Genomic DNA, 22484 nt, shown 5'->3' on the forward strand with positions numbered 1-22484 from the left:
TGTTCAAGCTTCGTTCCCCCTTAGCGTTGTTTAGCGGGAAACCAACGCTATGCCCTATATAAAAGTCCCTATTCGCTACTGGCTATTCGCTCCCATCACCGCTTGGCGATCGGCACGTAGTCGCGCTCCGGCGCGCCGGTGTAGAGCTGGCGCGGGCGGCCGATCTTCTGGCGCGGATCCTCGATCATCTCTTTCCACTGCGCGATCCAGCCTACGGTGCGGGCGACCGCGAACAGCACGGTGAACATCGTGGTGGGGAAGCCCAGCGCCTTCAGCGTGATGCCGGAATAGAAGTCGACGTTCGGGTACAGCTTCTTCTCGATGAAATAGGGATCGGTCAGCGCGATCTTCTCCAGTTCCATGGCGATGTCGAGCAGCGGATCGTCCTTGATGCCGAGTTCGCCCAGAACCTCGTGCGCCGTCTTCTGCATGATCTTGGCGCGCGGATCGTAGTTCTTGTAGACGCGGTGGCCGAAGCCCATCAGCCGGAACGGGTCGTTCTTGTCCTTGGCGCGGGCGATGAACTCCGGGATATTGTCGACATGGCCGATCTCGCCCAGCATGTTGAGCGCCGCTTCATTGGCGCCGCCATGGGCCGGCCCCCACAGGCAAGCAATGCCGGCGGCGATGCACGCGAACGGGTTGGCGCCAGAAGAGCCGGCGAGACGAACGGTCGAGGTCGAGGCATTCTGCTCGTGATCGGCATGCAGGATGAAGATGCGCTCCATGGCGCGCGCCAGCACCGGGTTGATCTTGTATTCCTCGCATGGCACGGCAAAGCACATATGCAGGAAATTGGCTGCGAAATTCAGCTCGTTCTTCGGGTAAATGAAGGGCTGGCCGATGTGGTATTTGTAGGCCATCGCGGCGATCGTCGGCATCTTGGCGATTAATCGCATCGACGCCACCATGCGCTGGTACGGGTCGGAGATGTCGGTGGAATCGTGATAGAAAGCCGACAGCGCGCCGACCACGCCGCACATCACCGCCATCGGGTGCGCGTCGCGGCGGAATCCAGTGAAGAAGCGCGACATCTGTTCGTGCACCATGGTGTGGCGCGTCACGCGGTAATCGAAATCGTCCTTCTGCGCCTTGGTCGGCAATTCACCGTAGAGCAGGAGATAGCAGACCTCGAGGAAGTCGCCGTGTTCGGCCAACTGGTCGATCGGGTAGCCGCGATGCAGCAGTATGCCGGCGTCGCCGTCGATGAAGGTGATTTCGGACTCGCAGCTTGCGGTCGAGGTGAAGCCGGGATCGTAGGTGAAGGCCCCGGTGGTGGTGTAGAGCGAAGCGATGTCGATGACATCAGGCCCGACAGAACCGCTTCTCACCTTGAATTCGTGGGTCTTGCCGGCGAATGCAAGTGTTGCCGTGGCCTCCTGGCCCTTGCCGCCCAAGTCCAGTTTTTTAGCAGCGTCGGTCATTGCAAACTCCTTCTTGTTTCCTCATGCCGGCAAAGGCAAAATTCTGCAGAGCGACACGTTGAGATCACCGCAATGCGCGTATTCGCCACCGCATTTCAGGAGGTGCGTGCCAGATTGGGCCAAGGCCTAATGTTGCACTGCGAAACCCGCCTTTCAATGCCAATCTTCTTGGGCCAGATTGCTGCTAATCGATTTGGTCTTCTATGCGCGCCAGGCTTTCCTCGCGGCCGAGCACGGCAAGCACATCGAACACGCCCGGCGACGTGCTTTTGCCGGTCAAAGCGGCGCGCAGAGGCTGGGCCACGGCGCCGAGCTTGTGGCCACCAGCCATGGCAACCTCGCGGATCGCGGCCTCTGCCGAGGCGGCCGTCCAATCACTTGTAAGCCCATTCAAAGCTTCGTGAGCGCCGCGCAGGATCTTGCGGGCATCGTCATTGAGCAAAAGGGCCGCCTTGTCGTCGATCGGTAGTGGCCGGGTGGCAAACAGGAAGGCAGCACCATCGACGAGTTCGACCAGCGTCTTGGCGCGCTCCTTCAGGCCCGGCAACGCGGCCAGCAGCTGCGCCTTGTTGCTGTCGTTCAGACGCGCGGCCATCGCCGAGCCGCCTTCGAGATAGGGCAGGGTAGCGATGAAGATATCGAACAGCTCGGCGTTGCCCATGCGGCGCATATGCGCGCCGTTGATCGCCTCCAGCTTGGCGAAGTCGAATCGGGCCGCGCTTTTGTTGACGTCACCGATGTCGAACCAGGAGATCATATCGTCGATCGACATGATCTCGTCGTCGCCGTGGCTCCAGCCCAAGCGCGCCAGGTAGTTCAGCAATGCCTCCGGCAGATAACCCATGGCACGATAGGCTTCGACGCCGAGCGCGCCATGCCGTTTCGACAGCTTGGCGCCATCGGCACCGTGGATCAACGGGATGTGCGACATCGAGGGCACGGCCCAGCCCATGGCGTTGTAGATCACAGTCTGGCGCGCGGCGTTGGTCAGATGATCGTCGCCGCGGATGATATGGGTGACGCCCATGTCATGATCGTCGACGACGACTGCATGCATGTAGGTCGGATTGCCGTCCGAACGCAGGATGATGAAATCGTCGAGATCCTTGTTGGGGAAGCGTACCTCGCCCTGGACACGGTCATGGACAATCGTCTCGCCCTCGGTCGGCGCCTTGATGCGGATGGCACCCTTGTCGCCTGCAGGCGCCTCTGAGGGGGCACGGTCGCGCCAGCGGCCATCATAGCGGGGCGGCAGGCCTTTGGCTCTGGCGGCCTCGCGCATCGCCTCCAGTTCGGCCGGCGTGGCATAGCAATAATAAGCCTTGCCCAGGCGCACGAGTTCCTCGGCCACCTCGCGGTGGCGCGGCGCGCGCTCGAACTGCGACACCGGCTCGCCGTCCCAGGTCAGGCCGAGCCAGGAAAGTCCGTCGAGAATGGCAGCCGTCGCCGCGTCGTTGGAGCGTTCGCGATCGGTATCTTCGATGCGCAGCAGCATCGTGCCGCCGGTGTGCCTTGCATACAGCCAGTTGAACAGCGCCGTGCGCGCGCCGCCTATATGCAGGTAGCCGGTGGGCGAGGGAGCAAAACGGGTGACGACCTTGTCGGACATGTAACTCTCGGAAACCATCTGAAGCGGGTGCGGTGCGCGGACTTTCGCGCGCCCGGCGTTCATGTAGCATAGGGTGTCGAGGGCGCAAGGGGCAGACCCGATGGCTGGACGAGGCTGGGGCTCGGATCAGGACGAGGACGCTGTCATTGGCGTCAGCGAGCGGTCCCTGTTTGCAGCGCCACTGCCAGCTTCATTGCCGCCGCCATCGCCCCTTGTGCCGGCACCCGACAAGGCGCCTTTGCAAGCCGGTGTCTCCGCCCCTGTTCCAACTGCCGAAGCCAGCAGGATCGTGCGCTTGCGCCGGCAGATTGGCCTGATATCACCGCCGCGCCTGCGCAATAGCCTGGCCATGGCGGCGGGCCTGGAACTCGACCGAGGCGTGGCCTTCCTGCTGGTGCCGGTCTGCCTGGCAAGCGGGGCGATCGGCTATTTTTCGCTTGTGGCGGAGCCGGACTTCGCAAAGCCTGTCGCAGTTGTCATCTTGGCGGGGCTCTGTGCGCTGGTCTCGCGTTCCTGGCCGAAAACCCATCTGTCCTTCATGGCGGCGCTTTTGTGTACACTCGGCCTGCTCGCCGCGAAGGTCGAGACATGGCGAGCCGGAACGCAGATGCTGGGCTCGGAAATCTCGACGCAAGTGACCGGCCGGGTCGTCTCGCTCGAACGGATGGAGAGCGGTCGCATCCGGCTGACAATCGACGTGGCATCGACTGCAAGGCCGAAACTGCGCTATGCGCCGGAGCGGGTGCGGCTTTCGGCACGCAATATCCCGGCGGACATGACCGCCGGTTCCCTGATCACTGGGTATGCCAAGCTGTTGCCACCGACCGGGCCGGTGCGGCCGGACAGCTACGACTTCTCCTTCGACAGCTATTTCGCCGGCATCGGCGGCAGCGGTTTCTTTCTCGGCAATCCAAAACTTGTCGTCACCGATGACGATAACATGCCGTTGGCGGCCCGGCTTTCCTCGGGGATCGAAAAAGCCCGTGAGGCCATTGCCGATCACATCAGGGGCAGCGTCGGTGGCGCCGAAGGCGAGATCGCCGCGGCGCTGATCGTCGGCGTTCGCGCCGGCATTCCCGATGACGTGAACGAGGCGATGCGGCGTACCGGCATCTATCACATCATCTCCATTTCCGGACTGCACATGGCGCTGGTCGCTGGCACCATCATGGGTTTGCTGCGTGGCGCCTTCGCCCTGTTTCCGGATTTTTCCGCGCGTCGCCCGGTCAAGAAGTATGCTGCGGCTGCCGCACTGTTCTCGATCGCCGCCTATCTTATCATCTCAGGCGTCGTCGTTGCCGCCGAGCGCAGTTTCATCATGCTGGCGGTGATGCTGATTGCCGTTCTTTTTGATCGGGCAGCACTGACGATGCGCAATCTGGCGATCTCGGCGATCGCGGTCATCATGGTGTCGCCGCATGAAGTGGTCGGCCCGAGTTTTCAAATGTCGTTTGCCGCGACGGCCGCGCTGGTCGGTGCCTATGCCGGCTGGGCGGATCATCGTGCGGGGAAGGCGAGGCCACCGCCGCCAAAGCGATCCTTGCCCGGCTTCCTGACGCGAAAATTCCTGCTGGCGGCAGGCGGCCTTGCCATGACCTCCATCATCGCCGGCAGCGCCACGGCGCTGTTTGCCATCTGGCATTTTCAGCGTGTGTCGCCGCTCAGCCTGTTCGCCAACCTGGCCATCATGCCTATCGTAACAGTCGTGATGTTCCTGGCTGTCGCCAGCGCGCTGCTGATGCCATTCGGGTTGGACTGGCCGGCCCTCTATCTGATGGGCAAAGGCCTGACGGTGATGATCGCGATGTCCGGATGGATTTCCGAGCGTTCGCCAGTCGACGCAATCGGTTTGATTTCGCAGCAATCCGTCGTGCTGGTGACGATTGCCTTGGTCATCGCGACGATGGCGACCACATGGTTGCGGCTCGCAGCGCTTCCCTTCGCGCTTGCCGGCCTGTTGACCGTCTCGGATACGCGCGTACCTGACGTGCTGGTCTCGGAGGATGCGAGGCTGGTGGCGCTGCCGATTGGCGGCGGCGAACTCGCGGTCAGCCGGGCCAGGCCGAACGAATTCACCGTCGACAACTGGAAGCGTGCGCTGACATCCGAAAGCATTATCGCGCCGGAGGTGTTCGACGAAGGCGACGGGCAATTCGACGTCGAGGATGCGGCTGAAATGCCGCCGGGAGCGCCATTCTATTGCACATCAGGCGTTTGTCTCGCCAGGCATCCGTCCGGAGCTATCATTGCCTATGTCGAGGACCGAAAGGACACCTGGAAAGCCTGCGGCTTCGCCGACCTGATCGTCATCAACGACGCGACGGCCTATGACGCTTGTCACAACCCGCTGGTTCTCGTCATCACCAAACGGCAACTGGCTCGCAATGGCAGTGCTGCCGTCTTCTTCGATCGCCAGTCGGCGACCACGCCGGCAACGGTCAGCTTTGCGGTGGGTAGGCCCTACCGGCCTTGGCACGTGCAACGCAAGTTTTCGCGTGAGGCGAGGGGCCTGCCGCCCTTCAAGAGACCGGACAAGCCCGTCGTTAAACCGCAGCTGCCTCAGTAACGGCGGATCAGGCCGACAAGCTTGCCCTGCACCTTGACCCGGTCTGGTCCGAAAATCCGTGTCTCATAGGCCGGATTGGCGGCTTCGAGAGCAATCGAGGCACCCTTGCGGCGGAACCGCTTCAGCGTCGCTTCCTCTTCATCCACCAGCGCCACGATGATCTCGCCAGGGCTCGCCGTATCGGCGTTGCGGATGATGACGGTGTCGCCGTCGAAGATGCCGGCCTCGATCATCGAGTCGCCCTTGACCTCCAGCGCATAGTGCTCGCCTCCCATGATCATGTCCGGCGGCACCGAGATCGAATGGGTCTGGTGCTGGATGGCATCGATCGGCACACCGGCGGCGATGCGCCCCATCACAGGGATCGACACGGCGGAGACCACGTCGTCGTCATTGCCGGCTGAAGGCATCCGTGAAGACGCCGGCTTGATCTGCCGGCCAAGGCCGCCCTGGCCGAGACTGGCCTGACCAAGACTGCCCTGGATGACGCTAGGCGAGAACTTTTTCGCCGCGTTGAGGCCGGGCGCGATCGAATCCGGCAGCCGCAGCACTTCCAACGCGCGCGCCCGGTTGGGCAGCCGGCGAATGAAGCCGCGCTCTTCCAGTGCCGTGATCAAACGATGAATCCCGGATTTGGAGGCAAGGTCGAGCGCCTCCTTCATCTCGTCGAAGGATGGCGGAATGCCGCTTTCCTTCAGGCGTTCATGAATGAACATCAGCAGTTCGTGTTGCTTGCGTGTCAGCATGGCGGCCCCCAGGGTACCTAAAACCAGAATCAGAAAACAAACCCAGAACAAACACTATATGTTCCAGTTGTGTTCTGCAACCGTTTAAAGTTTAATGAATCTGTTAAGGCCGCTGAAATTATTTGGCGCGCGCCAGCGCGCTTGGGTGATCACGGCATGCCGTCACAAGGCGCTTTCCGGCATTGAAATTGTTATGGTTAATGGGCTGCCGCCCATCGTTGGCCCAAGCTTTGGCATGAGCTGCCCATGGATCCGCGACGGGGCATTTCCAGCCTTCCATGCGTTCGTCTGCCGTGAACGAAACGAAGCCAAAATGCCAACCTTGGTTAATTTGTTGATGCCAGTGTTGGCCAGCAGCGGCAACCGGATTTGTGCACTGGAAATTCGTCCCTCCATCATCCGACCAAGAGGCAACGATGCGACAACAGTTGGGACGACTGCGTCAGGTCACGGCCTCCTTGACGGCGAAACGCTGGTCCTTCCATGCATCCGTTCGCAGAATGTCTTCCAGCACCTCGACCGCCAGCCACACGTCCTTGTAGCCGACATAGAGCGGCGTAAATCCGAAACGGATGGTTGACGGCGCGCGGAAGTCACCGATCACTCCGCGCTCGATCAGCGCCCGCATGATTTGATAGCCATGATCGTGAACGAACGACACCTGGCTGCCGCGCCTGGTCGCGTCGCGGGTGCTCTCCAGCGTGAGGCCATAGGCGCCGCACTTCGCTTCGACGAGCTGGATGAACAGTTCGGTCAGCGCGACGCTTTTCTTTCGCAATGCCGCCACGTCGACGTCGTTCCAGATTGCGAGCGCACCTTTGAGCGCCCGCATCGACAGGACCGGCTGCGTGCCGCACAGAAAGCGGCGGATACCGGTGCCGGCAACATAGCCTCGTTCGAAGGCAAAGGGCCGTGCATGCCCCCACCAGCCGCTGAGCGGCTGGCTGATCGCGCCGTGGTGGCGTTGCGCGGCATAGATGAAGGCCGGCGCGCCTGGACCGCCGTTGAGGTACTTGTAGGTGCAGCCGACAGCGAAATCGGCTTTTGCATGATCGAGCTCGACTGGCAGAGCGCCAGCGGTGTGGCATAGATCCCAGACGATCAGCACTCCGGCCGCATGAGCTATGCGCGTCAGCGCCGCCATGTCGCGCAGTTCACCCGATTTGTAATTGACGTGGTTGACCAGCACCACCGCGACGCTTTCGTCGATCAGCTCTTCGATGGTTGGCGCGTCGACGCCCGCGAGGCGCAGAAGGACCCCATCCCGGGTCGAGGCAACGCCTTCGGCGATGTAGAGGTCGGTGGGAAAACTGTCAGCCTCGGCGACGATGGCCGATCGGCCGGGCCGCATCTCCATCGCGGCATGTAGCACCTTGTAGATGTTGATCGACGTCGTGTCGCAGACAACAGTCTGTCCGGCTGCGGCCCCGATCAAGCGTCCGAGCTGGTCGCCGAGTTCGATCGGCATCTCGAACCATCCGGCTGTATTCCAGGCCCGAATGAGATCCTTGGCCCATTCCTCGGTGGCCGCCTGCTGCAGCTCGCCGAAAACGGCATGCGACGCTGCCCCAAGCGAATTGCCGTCGAGATAGATCACCCCCTCCGGCAGAATGAAACGATCGCGCATGGCGCGGAGCGGATCCGTGGCATCCATCGCTTCGATTGCAGCGAGATCAGGAATTCCACTCATGGTCAGTCAGTCCTCGGTTGTTCGCGAAGGTTTTCCGCTGCAAGCGCGCCCTCGATGTGCCTGTTCTCATTTCGATTGTGTCAAAGCCGGGTACGGACTGCCCACAGCTCCGGAAACAGCACGACCTCGAGCATCTTCTTGAGATACGAAGCACCCGACGTGCCGCCGGTGCCGCGTTTCAGGCCGATGATGCGCTCGACCGTGGTGACGTGGTTGAAGCGCCAGCGGCGGAAATAGTCCTCGAAGTCGACCAGCTTCTCGGCCAGTTCGTAGAACATCCAGTAGCGCTGCGGGTCGCGGTAGATGGTCTGCCAGGCGACCAGAACCTCTTCATTCTCGGTTCGCGTCTCACGCCAATCCGTGCGCCTGGCATCGGTGCCGATGTCGAATCCGTTGCGCGCCAGAAGCAGCAGCGCTTCGTCGTAGAGCGACGGCTCCGCCAGGATCGCCTCCAGCTTGCCGCTGAGGTCCGGCCGGTGCTTGTGAGGGCCCAGCATGGCGAGGTTGCGGTTGCCGGCCATGAACTCTATGGCGCGATACTGCCAGGACTGGAAACCCGAGGACTGGCCGAGTGCATCGCGGAACTCGGTATATTCGCTGGGCGTCATCGTGCGCAGCACATCCCAGGCGTTGTTGAGCTGTTCGAAAATGCGGGCGACGCGCGACAGCATCTTGAAGCTTGGCTCGAGGCGATCGGCGCGGATCGAGCGGATCGCAGCGCCAATCTCGTGCAGGGCGAGCTTCATCCACAGTTCGGAGGTCTGGTGCTGGATGATGAACAGCATCTCGTCATGCGCCGAAGACAGCGGCGTCTGGGCCTCCAGCACTTTCTCCAGGTGCAGATAGTCGCTGTAGGACATGCTCTCCTTGAACGACATCTGTGCGCCTTCGGACGCCGGATCGTAGGGTTCGCTCAATTGATCTTCTCCGTGCGCAGCCGAAAACGCTGGATCTTGCCGGTCTGGGTCTTGGGCAGCGCGGCGATAAATTTCACCGATCGCGGATATTTATAGGGCGCGATCGTTGCCTTGACGTGGTCCTGCAGGCGCTTGGTCGTCAATGCGTCCGGCGCTACGCCCTGCACCAGCACGACGTGCGCTTCGACGATCTGGCCGCGTTCGGCATCTTCCGTGCCGATCACCGCGCATTCGGCAACATCCGGGTGCGACAGGAGTGCCGCCTCGACCTCGGGTCCGGCAATGTTGTAGCCGGCGCTGACGATCATGTCGTCGGAGCGCGCGGCGAAATGGAAGAAGCCGTCTTCGTCCTGCGTGAAGGTGTCGCCGGTGAGGTTCCAGCCGTCGCGGACGTAGTCCTTCTGCCTGTTATCGGCCATGTAGCGGCAGCCGGTCGGTCCGCGCACCGCCAGCCTGCCGGTCGCGCCGCGCGGCAGCTCGCGCATCTCCTCGTCGACGATGCGCGCCTCGTAGCCGCCCACCGGCTTGCCGGTCGACGCCGGCTTCATGTCGTCAAAGCGGTTGGAGATGAAGATGTGCAGCATCTCGGTGGCGCCGATGCCGTCGAGGATAGGCTTGCCGGTCTTTTGCGTCCACTCTTCGAAAACCGGAGCGGGCAAGGTTTCGCCAGCCGAAACGGCGACACGCAGCGATGACAGATCGGCCCCTTCATCCATGGCCTTCAGCATGGCGCGGTAGGCGGTCGGCGCGGTGAAGGAGACGGTCGCCTTATAGGTCTCGATGATGTGTATCATGTTGGGCGGCGTCGCCTGTTCCAACAGTGTCGCTGCCGCACCGAAGCGGAGCGGGAAGATGGCGAGCCCGCCAAGGCCGAAGGTGAAGGCCAGCGGCGGCGAGCCGACAAAGATATCGTCCGGTGTCACCCGAAGGATTTCGCGTGCGTACGCATCGGCGATGATCAGGAGGTCGCGGTGGAAATGCATCGTCGCCTTCGGCACGCCAGTCGTGCCCGAGGTGAAGCCGAGCAGCGCGACATCGTCGCGGCCGGTGTCGACGGCGGTGAACGTCACCGGCTTATCGAGAGCGGCACGGTCGAGTTCAGCATCATGGTTGGCGGTGCCGTCGAAGCCGATGACCTGTTTGAGGAACGCGCTGTCCTTGGCGCAGGCTGTCATCTCGTCCATCAGCCTGGTGTCACACAACGCGATGGTGATTTCCGCCTTGTCGACGATCTTGGCAAGCTCACCGGCGCGCAGCATCGGCATGGTGTTGACGACCACGGCGCCGACCTTGGTGGCGGCCAGCCAGCAGGCGACCATGGCGGGGTTGTTGGCGGAGCGGACCAGCACCCGGTTGCCCGGCTTGACGCCGTAGTTCTCGACCAGCGCGTGGGCTAGCCTGTTCGTCCAGTCGGACAGTTCCTTGTAGGTGCGGCGGCGGCCATTGCCGATCAGCGCGGTGTGGTCACCGAGGCCCCTCTCGACCAGCCTGTCCGTCAGTTCGACGCCGGCATTGAGACGTTCGGGATAATCAAAGCCGTCGAGCAGGAAATCCGGCCACTGCTCCGGAGGCGGCAGGTGATCGCGCGTGAACGTGTCGATATGCGCTGAAGGCCCAAGCATGTCGCCGCTATCCCGTCTGCTGCCTGGCCAGTGCGCGATGTGCCTGACCTGTGTGGTGGATTTGAAGTTCCTGTCTTTCGCGGGAGGTTTTCGTACCGCCAATCGTGCCAGCTCGACTATGCCACCGGGAAAGGACGAGCATCTACGGGGTCAGGGCAGCACAGCAGACCTCCCATTTCGTCGGCTGATCGTCTTGTCAGGATCGCACCAGTCGAAATTTGTTTCAAGCCTAAAATGTTTTGGCCTTGAAGCATTGACGCATGGCGTGCCGGTGGCCATTGCTAGCTCACAAGCGATGCCGTTTTGGGGGAGGCGCAGATGTTCGAACGTCACATTGTCGATTGGGATGATGCCTATGCCAACGGCGCGAACATCGCCGGCAGTGACCGCTGGCCGGCTGCGTGGGCGGAGCCAGCGCAAGCATTTCGTGATGCGCTATCAATGGAGGGCCGGGCACGGCTCGACATCGCCTATGGTGACGGACCGCGCAATCGGCTCGATCTTTTCCTTCCCAATGTCGCGCCCAAGGGGTTGGTGGTGGTCCTCCACGGCGGTTACTGGCTGGAGACCGACAAGAACATGTGGTCGCACCTCGCCAATGGCGCGGTCAGCAGCGGCTTTGCCGTGGCGATGCCGTCCTACACGCTGTGCCCGGACATACGCATTGCCGGTATAGTCGGGGAAATCGGCGCGGCTATCGGCAAGGCAGCGGCAATGATCGACGGGCCGCTGATGCTGACGGGACATTCGGCCGGCGGCCATCTCGCCACTCGAATGGTGACGATATCAACGCCTCTGGCGGCCGATGTGGCGCGGCGCATACGCCATGTCGTTTCGATTTCAGGCCTCCACGACCTGCGTCCGCTTATGCGCACCGGGATGAACAAGGCACTGGCAATCGACGAAGGGGAGGCGCTGGCTGAAAGCCCGGCGCTGCTGCGACCCATGGACGGCGCCCGCATCACCTGCTGGGCTGGTGGTGGTGAGCGCGCCGAATTCCTGCGCCAGAACGCGCTGCTTGCCAACATCTGGACCGGCCTCGGCGCCACCACCAGCACCGTGGTCGAGCCCGACCGTCATCATTACAACATTGTCGACGGCCTCGCAGATCCGGCGCATCCGCTGACACAGGCCTTGATCTCGGAATAGCCGAGCACAATTTTCACAACTCTATTAAAGGTTTGCCCGAGCTTCTTCAGCGCAGCATCAGCACGCTACAGGCCTCGCCTGCGGCCGCAGCGGGAGCAAACGGCGCGCGCACGATCAGCCCGTTGGCGTTGGCCAGCATTCTCAGCATCGAGGAATCCTGGATGCCGAACGGCGTCGCCACCAGCGCGCCATTGTCTTCCCTGACCACCGCCCGCACATAGTCCTGGCGCAGATCATTGGCCGGCATTGCGGCGCCCAATCGCGCCGGACGAATGTCCTGGCGATAGTCGCGGCCACCGAGCCGCGCCAGCAGCGGTTTCAGGAACAGCTGCGAGCAGACCAGGCTTGCCACCGGGTTGCCGGGTAGGCCGATGCACCTGATGTCGCCGAGGCGGCCGAACATCAGCGGCTTGCCGGGACGCATGGCGATTTTCCAGAAGCCGAGCGTCATGCCTTCGCCGGTCAGCACGTTATGGATCAGGTCGTGATCGCCGACCGAGGCACCACCAAGCGTGACGATGACATCCGCGCCGGCACTGACCGCCTCTTTCACCAAGGCTGCAATCGCGTCCTTGCGGTCGGCGGCAATGCCGAGATCGAGCGCGTGGGCGCCGACGGATTGCGCTGTCGCGGCAACGCCATAGGCATTGGATGAGATGATCTGGTCCGGCCCAAGTTCGCTGCCGGGCGGCAACAATTCGTCGCCGGTGGCGATGATGGCGACCAGCGGCCGTTTTACCACGCTGACCCGGGAATGGTTTGCCGAAGCCGCCAGCGACAGCGCCGCCGGATCCAGCACGCGGCCTTTTTCCAGCAGCACGTCGCCTTTTGAAAAGTCGAGGCCGATGCGGCGGATGTTTCGCCCTTGGGCGGTTGGTTCGATCACTTCGACGTCGCTGCCGCCGAGATCCCTGACATTTTCCTGGATGACAATGGTGTCGGCGCCTTCGGGCAGCGGCGCACCCGTGAAGATGCGCACGGCCTGAGCGTGGCTGACGGTGCCGTCAAAGCCGCGTCCGGCCGGCGCCATGCCGATCACCGAAAGTCGCGACGGCACCGACGCCACATCGATAGCGCGGACTGCGTAGCCATCCATGGCGGAAGCGTTGAAGGGCGGCTGGGTACGCAGCGCAACAAGCGGTTCCGCCAGCACGCGATCCGCCGCCTCGAACAGGGGAACGTTTTCGCCGGCCAAAGGTGCTGCACCCTCGAGCAGGCGCTCGAGCGCTTCGGCGATTGGAACCAGCGCCATCAGGCGCCTGCCTTGTACGCGCCCGACTTGCCGCCGGTCTTTTCGACCAGCCGAACGCCAGAGATGACCATGGCGCGGTCCACCGCCTTGGCCATGTCATAAATGGTCAGACAAGCCACCGAAGCGGCGGTCAGCGCTTCCATCTCGACGCCCGTCTTGCCAGTGACGCGCGCCAGTGCCGTGACCTTCAGGCCGGGCAGGGCATGGTCCGGCTCGATGTCGACGGAAACCTTGGTCAGAAGCAGCGGATGGCAGAGAGGGATCAGTTCATGTGTCTTCTTCGCCGCCATGATGCCGGCGATACGCGCGGTGCCGAGTACATCGCCCTTCTTGGCGTTGCCGGCGAGAATCGTCTTCAGGGTCTCGGGCTGCATCGCGACAAAGCCCTCGGCGATCGCCGTGCGTGTCGTCTCCATCTTGTCGCCGACATCGACCATGTTGGCCTCGCCCTGCGCGCCGAGATGGGTGAGGCCTGATGTCATCGTCAGATCGCCATAGAGCGACGTGCGTCCGTTCGGACGCACAAAGTACGCTCTATCACTTTGAATCTATGCATCGTGCTCTCCGAAAATCGATTCCGATTTTCGGGCCGATGCCTCCGGCGCCTTGCCCGTCAGAAGCAGGCGTGTCGCCGCGACGACGTCCTGTTGCCGCATCAGGCTCTCGCCGACCAGAAAGGTGCCAATGTCGCTCTTTCGAAGCCTGAGGCAATCGTCATGCGAGAAAATTCCGCTCTCGCTGACCAGCAAGCGGTCCGCCGGCACCATGGTCGCCAGCCGCACTGAGGTCTCGAGGCTAGTCTCGAACGTGCGCAGATTGCGGTTGTTGATGCCGATCAGCCGCGACGACAGCTTTAGCGCGCGCTGCGTCTCGGCCTCGTCATGCACTTCGACCAGTGCATCCATGCCAAGTTCGAACGCCGTGGATTCGAGGTCGCTGGCCAGGGCGTCGTCGACGCTGGCCATGATGATGAGGATGGCGTCCGCACCCCAGGCGCGGGCCTCGTAGACCTGATACGGGTCGAACAGGAAATCCTTGCGCAGCGCGGGCAGGGCGACGGCGGCTCGCGCCTTGGTGAGAAATTCCGGCGCGCCCTGGAACGATGGCGCATCGGTCAGCACCGAAAGGCAGGCAGCGCCGCCTTTCGCATAGGCCCGCGCCAGCGCTGGCGGATCGAAATTGGCGCGGATCAGGCCCTTGGATGGGCTCGCTTTCTTGATCTCGGCGATCAGCGCAAAAGCGCCGGATTTGCGCTTCGCTTCGAGCGCGGCAAGAAAGCCGCGCGGTGCGTCCGCGTCCTTCGCTCGCGCCTTGATCTCGGCCAACGGCACACGTGCCTTTGCCGCTGCGATCTCGTCGCGCTTGTAGGCCTCGATCTTGCGAAGAATGTCAGACACGTTCTATCCGTTCGAAATCTCGACCAGCCTGTCGAGCACTTGCAGCGCCCGGCCGCTGTCGATGGCTTGCGCCGCCGTCGCGATGCCGTCGCCAAGCGTCGTCACCTTGCCTGCCACGACCAGTCCGGCGCCGGCATTGATCAGCACGGTGTCGCGATAGGCGCCGGCAGCGCCACCCAGCATATCGCGCAATGCCTTGGCGTTGTAGTCCGCGTCGCCACCGCGCAACTCATCCTTGGTATGGCGCGCCAACCCAACCGCTTCAGGGGTCAAGGTGAAGCTGCGGATCTCGCCGCCGATCAGTTCGGCGACCTGCGTCTCGCCGGTGGTGGTGATCTCGTCATAGCCGTCGCCATGGGCAACCCAGGCATGCTCGGCGCCCAGCGCCTTCAGCGTCTCGGCCACCGGCAGGATCCATTCTGGCAGGAACACACCGACCATCTGCCGCTTGACGCCGGCCGGATTGGAGAGGGGCCCCAGCAAGTTGAAGATGGTGCGGGTGCCGAGCTCGACGCGGGTCGGGCCGACATGCTTCATCGCCGGATGGTGCGCGGGCGCGAACATGAAGCCGACGCCCGCCTCATGGATGCAACGGCCGATAAACTCGGGCGAAATGTCGATCTTGACGCCGAGTGCAACCAGCACGTCGGCGGCTCCTGTCAGCGACGACAGGCCGCGATTGCCATGCTTGGCAACCGGCACACCGCTGCCGGCGATGACAAAGGCCGATGCCGTCGAAATGTTGACGCTGTGGGAATTGTCACCACCCGTGCCGACGATATCGATGGCGCCGTCAGGCGCTTCGACGCGCAACATTTTGGCCCGCATGGTGGCGACGGCGCCGGAAATCTCGCTCACCGTTTCGCCGCGCACGCGCAGCGCCATCAGGAAGCCGCCTATCTGGCCGGGCGTGGCGTCACCCGACATGATGATGTCGAAGGCCTCGCGCGCCTCCTCGAAGGAAAGCGCGCTTCCGGTCGCGACCTTGGCGATATAAGTTTTCAGCGCGCTCATCTTGTCGAGGCTTGGGCGACTGCGGCCTGGTCGACGCGAACGTCGTACTGCGTCTGCAACTGCGCCACCAACTGGTCGAGCAGGTCGTCAGACATGCCGGAAGTGAAGGACTTCTGCGTATCGTCTGGCACCGAGCTGGCATCGGCCCCTGCAGGCTCGAACACTTCGGCGACCTTGTACAGGATCTGCCCGTCGCCGGTAGGCGAGGGGATCAGGCCGGTGCCGCCTTCGCCGACTCCGAACATCGCCGCGGCGCCCTCCTTGCCGAAATCGACATCGTCGGCCTCACGCTTGACGCCGCGCTTGGTCTGCTTTTCCAACTTCAGTTCGCCCGCGATGACATCGAGCGTGGTGCCAGCCTTGAGCCGCTTTTCAAGCTCATCTGCCTTGGCGGCCAACCGCTTGGTTGTCTCCGCCGCCGTCCAGTCGGCGACGACTTTCTGACGAACCTCGTCCAGCGTGCGGTCCCGAGCCGGCGTGACCGAAGCCAGTTCATAAAAGACAAAGCCGTTGTCGGCGGTTGTCAAAGCGTCATTCTCCGTACCGGGCTCGGCATCGAAGACAGCCTTGATCAGCTCTGGCGATTGCGGCAGGTCCTTGACGATGCTTCCGTCGGGCCGCAGCCCGCTGCGGTCGATGGCGTCGATGGCGACGACCTTCAGTTTCAGCTTGGCGGCGGCATCGGCAAGCGAACCGCCGGCGGCGCGGGTGTCTTCGTAATTGTCACGCACGTCGAGGAGGATGCGGCTTGCCTCGCCCAGCGCCAGGTCCTTGCGGATCTGGTCGGACACTTCTGCCAGCGGCTTCACCACCTCGGGCTTGATCTCGGTGACGCGCAGCAACACCGGACCAAAGGCGCCTTGCACGACTTGGCTGACTTCATTGGTATTGAGCGCGAAGGCCGCATCGGCGACGGCCTTGTCGGCGATCTTGTCCTTGGCCAACGTGCCGAGCAGTGTGTCGGCCGGGGTTTTGCCTTCCGCCGTGACGAGCTTGTCGAACGTCACACCGGTCTTAAGCGAATCGAGCGCGGCCTTGGCCGCATCAGGCGTCTTGAACACAAGCTGCTCGATGGTGCGCATTTCCGGCGTGGTGTAGCGCGCCTTGTTCTTGTTGTAATCGTCTCTGACCTGTTGGTCGGTGACGGCGGTTGTATCCATGATGTCGACCGGTTCAAGCCTGACATAGGAGAATTTGCGGTATTCGGGCGCCGCATACTTCTTCTTGTTCGCCTCGAAATAGGCGGAAAGCACGCTGTCGGACGGCGCCTCGATCGGCTCGACCAGTGCTTTGGGCAGCGTCAGATAGTCGATCGTGCGGTCTTCGCCGCGATACAGCGCGACGGCCTTGAAGAAGGTGTCCGGGGCTTTCAGACCATCCGAGACCGCTTCGACGATCTGCTGGCGAACCGCCACCTGGGCACGGTTCTTCAGATAGTCCTCCGGCCGCATGCCAATCTGCCGCAGCATATATTCGAAGGTTCTGCGGTCGAACTGGCCGCCCGGGCCCTTGAAGGCCGGATCTTCGCGCGTCAGTTCGGCCAGCCGGTCCTTGGAGAGGCCGAGGCCAAGCTTGCGGGCCTGTTCGTCGAGAACGGCGCCCGAGACGAGCTGGGCAAGAACCTGGTTATCGACGCCGAGCGCCTTTGCCTGTTCGTGGCTGAGACGCTGGCCAAACTGTTGCGACATGACCGCAAGCTGGCGATCATAAGCGAGCCGGTATTCCTTGATCGACACCTTGGTGCCGCCAGCGGTTATGACCGAATCATGGCCGGCGAAACCGCCCATCAGCCGTCCGGAAATGCCCCAGGCGGCGAAACTGACCACCAACAGCGAAAGCAGCGTCTTCGCGACCCAGGTACCTGCCGCGCTTCTCAATACACCAAGCATCGTTACTTCCGATTTATGCGCAATTTCGCATGCGCCGAGTCTGAACCAAGCGCAATAGCGCCCTTCCGGTCCACTGTCGATTGCTTTGTGGGCTGATTTTGGTAGTGAGGGCCAGAGCCCGATATCGCCCGGAGAAGCAAACCATGACGCCAGGAATTCGCCCGCTTGTCGCCGGCAACTGGAAAATGAACGGCACCAGTGCCTCGCTCAACGAACTCAGGATGATCGGCAACGGTTTCCTGAGTGGGCTCGATGCGGAGACCGAAGCGCTGGTCTGCGTTCCCGCGACATTGCTAGCCCATGCCGCGGAGATCTTGTCGCGCACGCCGGTGCATGCCGGCGGTGAAGATTGCCACAGCAGGGAGAGCGGCGCCTACACCGGCTGCATTTCGGCGGAAATGCTCAAGGATGCGGGCGCCAGCCATGTCATCGTCGGCCATTCCGAGTGCCGTGAGCAGCGCGGCGAGGATGACGCGACGGTACAAGCCAAGGCCTCCGCCGCCTGGCGTGCCGGGCTCGTGGCCATCATCTGCATTGGCGAGACCCAGCAGCAGCGTGAAGCGGGCGCGACTCTCGACGTGCTGTCGCGTCAGGTCGACGGATCGGTGCCGCCAAGCGCCACCCCGTCCAACACCATCATTGCTTATGAACCCGTATGGGCGATCGGTACCGGCCTGACGCCGACCGCGGCCGATGTGGCCGAAGCACACGCACATATCCGCGAAAAGCTGGCGGAAAAACTCGGCGGCGTTGCGGCAAAGGTGCGCATCCTCTATGGCGGCTCGGTCAAGCCCTCAAATGCAGTCGAACTGCTCGGCGTCAGGAATGTCGACGGCGCGCTGGTCGGTGGCGCCAGCCTGAAGGCCGCGGATTTTCTTGCCATCGCCGAGGCTTATCGCAACATCGCTTGAACATGTTCGCCACGCCGGACGGGGCTCCCGGCGCTGGAAATCGTTGCAAAGAAGGCGTTGCTTCCCATATTCCGGCCACGGGCTTGGAAATGCCATCAAAGCATTGTATTGAGCCGCCTCCAATTCACCGGTCGTGTCCGCGACCGGGCAAGGCTTTGCCAGGATAAACTATGGAAACCGTACTGATCGTCATCCATCTCATGGTCGTGCTCGCCCTCGTCGGGGTGGTGCTGCTGCAGCGTTCCGAAGGCGGCGGCCTTGGCATCGGTGGCGGATCCGGCTTCATGACCGCGCGCGGTGCCGCCAATGCGCTGACGCGTGCGACGGCGATCCTGGCGGCGGCCTTCTTTGCCACGTCGCTGACACTGTCGATCGTCGCCCGCTATGGCGAGAAGCCGATCGACATCCTCGACCGCGTGCCCGCGACATCGGATGGTGCCGGCAAGGGTGTCCTCAACCAATTGCCAGGCACGACCACACCGGCGCCCGCCGGCAACGCCACGCCGACGCCGCCGTCCGGCAACGACGCCGCAGCTCCGGCGGGCACGGCGCCTGCCGCCGGCTCGAAACCGTCTTCGACCAATGGCACCGCTCCGGCGGCCCCGCAGGTTCCGAACCAGTAATCTCCAGGCTCTGCAGCCGCGGCCTGTTGTCGATTGAACACAGTCGCGGCAAATGCAGCACAATCACGAAGATTCGACGTGGTGAGGCGCGGCCTCGCGCTTGAGGCGTTCGCGTTTATTCGACTATAGATTGCGCGCGGCATTTCCGGCGCCTTGGGGGCGCTGGGCGACGCCGTGGGCAACAAGCATAGAACGATCGGATCTTCGCCATGCAGCTTCGCAGCTTCATTTTCCTGGGACTTTGCGCCGCACTCGGCATGAGTTCCCCAGCCTTCGCCGGCGCGCCGGCAAATATGGCCGCACCTTCCGTTGAGAAAACCGGCGCCATCAATGTCGCCGTCAAGAGTGACGCGTCGCAGTTGAAGCTTCTCAAGAAGAAGAAAAATCCGACGCCGGACGATCTCGCCCAGATCAAGAAGATCGAGGCCAAGATCGTTGCCGACAAGGAAGCCGCCAAAGCCAAGGCTCTCGAAGCCAGGAAGCTGGCGATGCGCGAGGCGGCCAAGGCCAGGGCCGACGCTGAACGGCAGGCGTTCCTGGCCAAGAAGGGCAAGAGCGCGCCGGCTACCGAAGTGGCTGACGCCAAGCCGGCCAAGACGCAGGCTGTAAAGATCATCGAGCCAATCGCGCCGATCCAGTCGGCCGAGCCGCTTCCGGCAGAGGCGATGAATGTCGCCTTGACCGGCAACAATGGCGAGCTGCGCAGCGAGGTCGTCGGCCAGAAGCGGCCAAGCGGCGGCGGTCTGTTCGCCGGTCTTTTCGGCGGTACTTCATCCAGCTCGTCGATGAGCTATCTTCCCGAGACGCGGGCTCTCGATCAGGCTCTCGCCAAGAAGGAAGCCAAGAAGCAGTTCAAGGTGAAGCCGGAATTCGTGCCGCAGGACGTGGAATTCACCGGCTATGACGCCGGCACCATCGTCATCGACACCAGCGCGCGGCGGCTCTACCTCGTCGAATCATCTTCGACCGCTCGCCGCTACGCCATTGCGGTCGGCCGCGAAGGCCTGCAGTACAAAGGCACGGTAGCGGTCGGCGACAAGCAGGAATGGCCGCGCTGGATCCCGACGCTGGACATGCAGAAGCGCGAGCCGAAGCATTACGGCCAGTACAAGGACGGAATGCCGGGCGGTGGCCAAAACCCGCTCGGTGCCCGCGCCATCTATCTCTATGACGGCAAGAAGGACACGCATCTGCGCATCCACGGCACGATCGCGCCCCAGTCGATCGGAACCAGCGCCTCGAATGGCTGCTTCCGCATGATCAACGAGCACGTCATGGACCTCTACAGCCGCGTCAGGGTTGGCACCAAGGTCGTCATCATCTGACGTTTTCGTCATCCTGCCAAAGGGCCGGCTCAGCCGGCCCTTTTCTTTTTGCCTTGCTATAGTCCAAGCGCCTTCTTGGGAAAAAACCTTCGCGGTGGTTTTTTCTCTGGCGGAATCAATCCGGCCGCGTTAAGCGATGACTCCCATGGCGCGATATGTATTCATCACAGGCGGCGTGGTTTCCTCACTTGGAAAAGGCATTGCCGCAGCGGCCCTTGGGGCTCTCTTGCAGGCGCGAGGCTATCGCGCACGCATCAAAAAACTCGATCCCTACCTCAATGTCGATCCGGGCACGATGTCGCCGTACCAGCATGGCGAGGTTTTCGTTACCGATGATGGCGCCGAGACCGATCTCGATCTCGGCCATTACGAGCGCTTCACGGGCCGTTCCGCCAATCAGCAGGACAACATCACCACCGGCCGCATCTACAAGAACATCATCGAGCGCGAGCGGCGCGGCGATTATCTTGGCGCGACCGTGCAGGTCATCCCGCACGTTACCGACGAGATCAAGAATTTCGTCCTCAACGGCAATGATGACTATGATTTCGTGTTGTGCGAGATCGGCGGCACAGTCGGCGACATCGAGGCGATGCCATTTCTGGAAGCTATACGCCAGCTCGGCAACGACCTGCCGCGCAACAATGCCGTCTACGTTCATCTGACGCTGATGCCCTACATCCCCACGGCCGGTGAGCTGAAGACCAAGCCGACCCAGCATTCGGTCAAGGAACTGCGCGGCATCGGCATCGCGCCCGACATCCTGCTGGTCCGCGCCGACCGCGCTATTCCCAAGGAAGAGCGCAGAAAACTGTCGCTGTTCTGTAATGTGCGCGAGAGTGCGGTGATCCAGGCGCTCGACGTGCCACATATCTACGACGTGCCGATGGCCTACCACAAGGAAGGGCTCGATTCGGAAGTGCTGGCCGCCTTCGGCATCGATCCGGCGCCGAAGCCGCGCATGGAGCCCTGGCAAGCGGTGTCCAACCGCATCCACAATCCGGAAGGCGAAGTCACCATTGCCGTGGTCGGCAAATATACCGGCCTCAAGGATGCCTACAAATCTCTGATCGAGGCGCTGTCGCATGGCGGCCTGGCCAACCACGTCAAGGTCAAGCTCGACTGGATCGAATCGGAGATCTTCGAAAAGGAGGATCCGACGCCCTGGCTGGAAAAGGTGCATGGCATCCTGGTTCCCGGTGGCTTTGGCGAGCGCGGCGCGGAAGGGAAGATCCTGGCGGCGAAGTTCGCGCGTGAGCGAAAAGTGCCGTATTTCGGCATCTGCTTCGGCATGCAGATGGCCTGCATCGAGGCAGCGCGGTCGCTGGCCGGCGTCGAGCATGCGTCATCGACCGAGTTTGGCCCGACCAAGGAGCCGGTCGTCGGCCTGATGACCGAATGGCTGAAAGGCAACATGCTGGAGAAGCGCCGCGAGACCGGCGACCTCGGCGGTACGATGCGGCTCGGTGCCTACCAGGCCGAACTCGCCAAGGGGTCCAAGATTGCAGAGATCTATGGCGATACGCAGATTTCCGAGCGCCACCGCCACCGCTACGAGGTCAATGTCGACTACAAGGAGCGGCTCGAGGATTGCGGCCTGGTCTTCGCCGGTATGTCGCCCGACGGCGTGCTGCCGGAAACGGTCGAGTACCCCGATCATCCCTGGTTCATCGGCGTGCAGTATCACCCGGAACTGAAAAGCCGGCCGCTCGACCCGCATCCACTGTTCGCCAGTTTCATCGAGGCGGCGGTGGAGCAGAGCCGGCTGGTGTAGTTTCACAGGCCGGCAGATGATGCGGACTTATGTCGCGCTGCTCTACAGCATCATTCTGGGTGAGGGGCGACGGGTCGTCATGGCCGACCTCAAGGCGATGGCCGAAGAACTCGGGCTGAAGAACCCGCGCACGCTGGTAGCGACCGGCAACCTGGTCTTCGAGGCGCCGGCAACGAACGTCGCCGATCTGGAACAACGGCTGGAAGCTGCCTTCGAAAAAACCTTCGGCCGCCATGTCGACATCATCGTGCGTTGTGCCGAGGACTGGCTGAAGCTTGCCGCCGGCAATCCGTTTCCGGACGAATCGAATGCGACTGCGGATCAGGTGGCGGTGCGGGTGATGCGCCAACCGGTGCCGGACGAAGCCGTCACGGCGCTCGGCTCTTATGTCGGCAAGGACGAAAAGATGCACGCCGTCGGTGGCGATATCTGGATTGTCTTCTCGCGCGCCAGTTCACGGCTTCTGACGGCAACCAGCCACAAGCGCCTGGGCGTCGGTACGTCCCGCAACTGGAACGGTGCGCAAACTGGCCGAGATGGTAGGCAGTAGGCAGTAGGCAAGCGGTTCTCTACTCC

The 22484-nt window shown here is 62.6% G+C and carries 17 protein-coding genes and 1 pseudogene; 7 read left to right on the forward strand and 11 right to left on the reverse strand.

The genetic code is table 11. The annotated features are described in order from the left end of the window. Window positions 1–95: 95 nt before the first annotated feature. Both gltA and gltX read right to left on the reverse strand, forming a co-directional pair. Window positions 96–1424: a citrate synthase gene (gene gltA / locus NKJ01_RS24685; RefSeq protein WP_031260182.1), complete on the reverse strand. Its 1329-nt coding sequence runs from the start codon at window positions 1422–1424 to the stop codon at window positions 96–98. 184 nt (window positions 1425–1608) lie between these two features. Further along, window positions 1609–3033, reverse strand: coding sequence for a glutamate--tRNA ligase (gene gltX, locus NKJ01_RS24690; RefSeq protein ID WP_352731757.1), 1425 nt, complete (start codon window positions 3031–3033; stop codon window positions 1609–1611). Between the two features lie 100 nt (window positions 3034–3133). On the opposite strand from gltX, the gene NKJ01_RS24695 reads away from it, so the two are divergent. Then, on the forward strand, window positions 3134–5599 hold the full coding sequence (locus NKJ01_RS24695) for a ComEC/Rec2 family competence protein (protein ID WP_352731759.1): 2466 nt from the start codon (window positions 3134–3136) through the stop codon (window positions 5597–5599). Here the strand turns inward: NKJ01_RS24695 and lexA are convergent. The 4 genes from lexA to NKJ01_RS24715 all read right to left on the reverse strand — a co-directional run bounded on the left by lexA (window position 5593) and on the right by NKJ01_RS24715 (window position 10574). Further along, window positions 5593–6345, reverse strand: a complete 753-nt coding sequence (gene lexA / locus NKJ01_RS24700) for a transcriptional repressor LexA (RefSeq protein WP_023759233.1) — start codon at window positions 6343–6345, stop codon at window positions 5593–5595. The two genes, NKJ01_RS24695 and lexA, sit on opposite strands and share 7 nt — an antisense overlap. A gap of 442 nt (window positions 6346–6787) precedes the next feature. Beyond that, complete coding sequence (gene kynU, locus NKJ01_RS24705) at window positions 6788–8035, reverse strand: kynureninase (RefSeq protein ID WP_352607458.1); 1248 nt, start codon at window positions 8033–8035, stop codon at window positions 6788–6790. Window positions 8036–8115: 80 nt separating this feature from the next. Further along, on the reverse strand, window positions 8116–8952 hold the full coding sequence (gene kynA / locus NKJ01_RS24710) for a tryptophan 2,3-dioxygenase (protein WP_031260180.1): 837 nt from the start codon (window positions 8950–8952) through the stop codon (window positions 8116–8118). Continuing rightward, entirely contained in the window at window positions 8949–10574 is a 1626-nt protein-coding gene (locus tag NKJ01_RS24715; protein WP_023759230.1) for an AMP-binding protein, read from the reverse strand. Before NKJ01_RS24715 ends, kynA begins: the two co-directional genes overlap by 4 nt. Before the next feature lie 318 nt (window positions 10575–10892). On the opposite strand from NKJ01_RS24715, the gene NKJ01_RS24720 reads away from it, so the two are divergent. Next, the gene (locus tag NKJ01_RS24720) at window positions 10893–11723 is read left to right on the forward strand and encodes a hormone-sensitive lipase (RefSeq protein ID WP_023759229.1); all 831 of its coding nucleotides are present in this window, start codon (window positions 10893–10895) and stop codon (window positions 11721–11723) included. A gap of 46 nt (window positions 11724–11769) precedes the next feature. Here NKJ01_RS24720 and NKJ01_RS24725 read toward each other — a convergent pair whose 3' ends face one another. From NKJ01_RS24725 to NKJ01_RS24745, 5 genes are all read right to left on the reverse strand, one after another. Further along, window positions 11770–12975 (reverse strand): molybdopterin molybdotransferase MoeA, encoded by a 1206-nt coding sequence (locus NKJ01_RS24725; RefSeq protein WP_352731765.1) that lies wholly within the window; start codon window positions 12973–12975, stop codon window positions 11770–11772. Then, window positions 12975–13457 (reverse strand): cyclic pyranopterin monophosphate synthase MoaC, encoded by a 483-nt coding sequence (gene moaC / locus NKJ01_RS24730; RefSeq protein ID WP_352731800.1) that lies wholly within the window; start codon window positions 13455–13457, stop codon window positions 12975–12977. Before moaC ends, NKJ01_RS24725 begins: the two co-directional genes overlap by 1 nt. A 66-nt stretch (window positions 13458–13523) precedes the next feature. Then, on the reverse strand, window positions 13524–14372 hold the full coding sequence (trpC, locus tag NKJ01_RS24735; protein ID WP_352731768.1) for an indole-3-glycerol phosphate synthase TrpC: 849 nt from the start codon (window positions 14370–14372) through the stop codon (window positions 13524–13526). Window positions 14373–14375: 3 nt separating this feature from the next. Further along, entirely contained in the window at window positions 14376–15386 is a 1011-nt protein-coding gene (gene trpD, locus NKJ01_RS24740; RefSeq protein WP_352731771.1) for an anthranilate phosphoribosyltransferase, read from the reverse strand. After that, window positions 15383–17275 carry a SurA N-terminal domain-containing protein gene (locus tag NKJ01_RS24745; RefSeq protein WP_352731773.1) on the reverse strand — a complete coding sequence of 631 codons (1893 nt, stop codon included), beginning with the start codon at window positions 17273–17275 and terminating at the stop codon, window positions 15383–15385. Before NKJ01_RS24745 ends, trpD begins: the two co-directional genes overlap by 4 nt. Before the next feature lie 143 nt (window positions 17276–17418). Here NKJ01_RS24745 and tpiA point away from each other — a divergent pair, with 143 nt between their 5' ends. The 5 genes and pseudogenes from tpiA to NKJ01_RS24770 all read left to right on the forward strand — a co-directional run bounded on the left by tpiA (window position 17419) and on the right by NKJ01_RS24770 (window position 22465). Next, window positions 17419–18186, forward strand: a complete 768-nt coding sequence (gene tpiA, locus NKJ01_RS24750) for a triose-phosphate isomerase (RefSeq protein WP_023759223.1) — start codon at window positions 17419–17421, stop codon at window positions 18184–18186. A gap of 170 nt (window positions 18187–18356) precedes the next feature. Next, window positions 18357–18809, forward strand: coding sequence for a preprotein translocase subunit SecG (gene secG / locus NKJ01_RS24755; RefSeq protein WP_023759222.1), 453 nt, complete (start codon window positions 18357–18359; stop codon window positions 18807–18809). A 209-nt stretch (window positions 18810–19018) separates the two neighbouring features. Beyond that, window positions 19019–20134, forward strand: coding sequence for a L,D-transpeptidase (locus NKJ01_RS24760; protein ID WP_352731776.1), 1116 nt, complete (start codon window positions 19019–19021; stop codon window positions 20132–20134). Window positions 20135–20270: 136 nt separating this feature from the next. Then, window positions 20271–21908 carry a CTP synthase gene (gene pyrG, locus NKJ01_RS24765; RefSeq protein WP_084025403.1) on the forward strand — a complete coding sequence of 546 codons (1638 nt, stop codon included), beginning with the start codon at window positions 20271–20273 and terminating at the stop codon, window positions 21906–21908. 19 nt (window positions 21909–21927) lie between these two features. Further along, a pseudogene (locus NKJ01_RS24770) lies at window positions 21928–22465 on the forward strand (DUF1697 domain-containing protein). The last annotated feature ends 19 nt before the right edge of the window (window positions 22466–22484 follow it).

It is taken from the genome of Mesorhizobium sp. M0276 (assembly GCF_040321755.1).
In the GTDB taxonomy this organism is placed as follows: Bacteria; Pseudomonadota; Alphaproteobacteria; order Rhizobiales; family Rhizobiaceae; genus Mesorhizobium.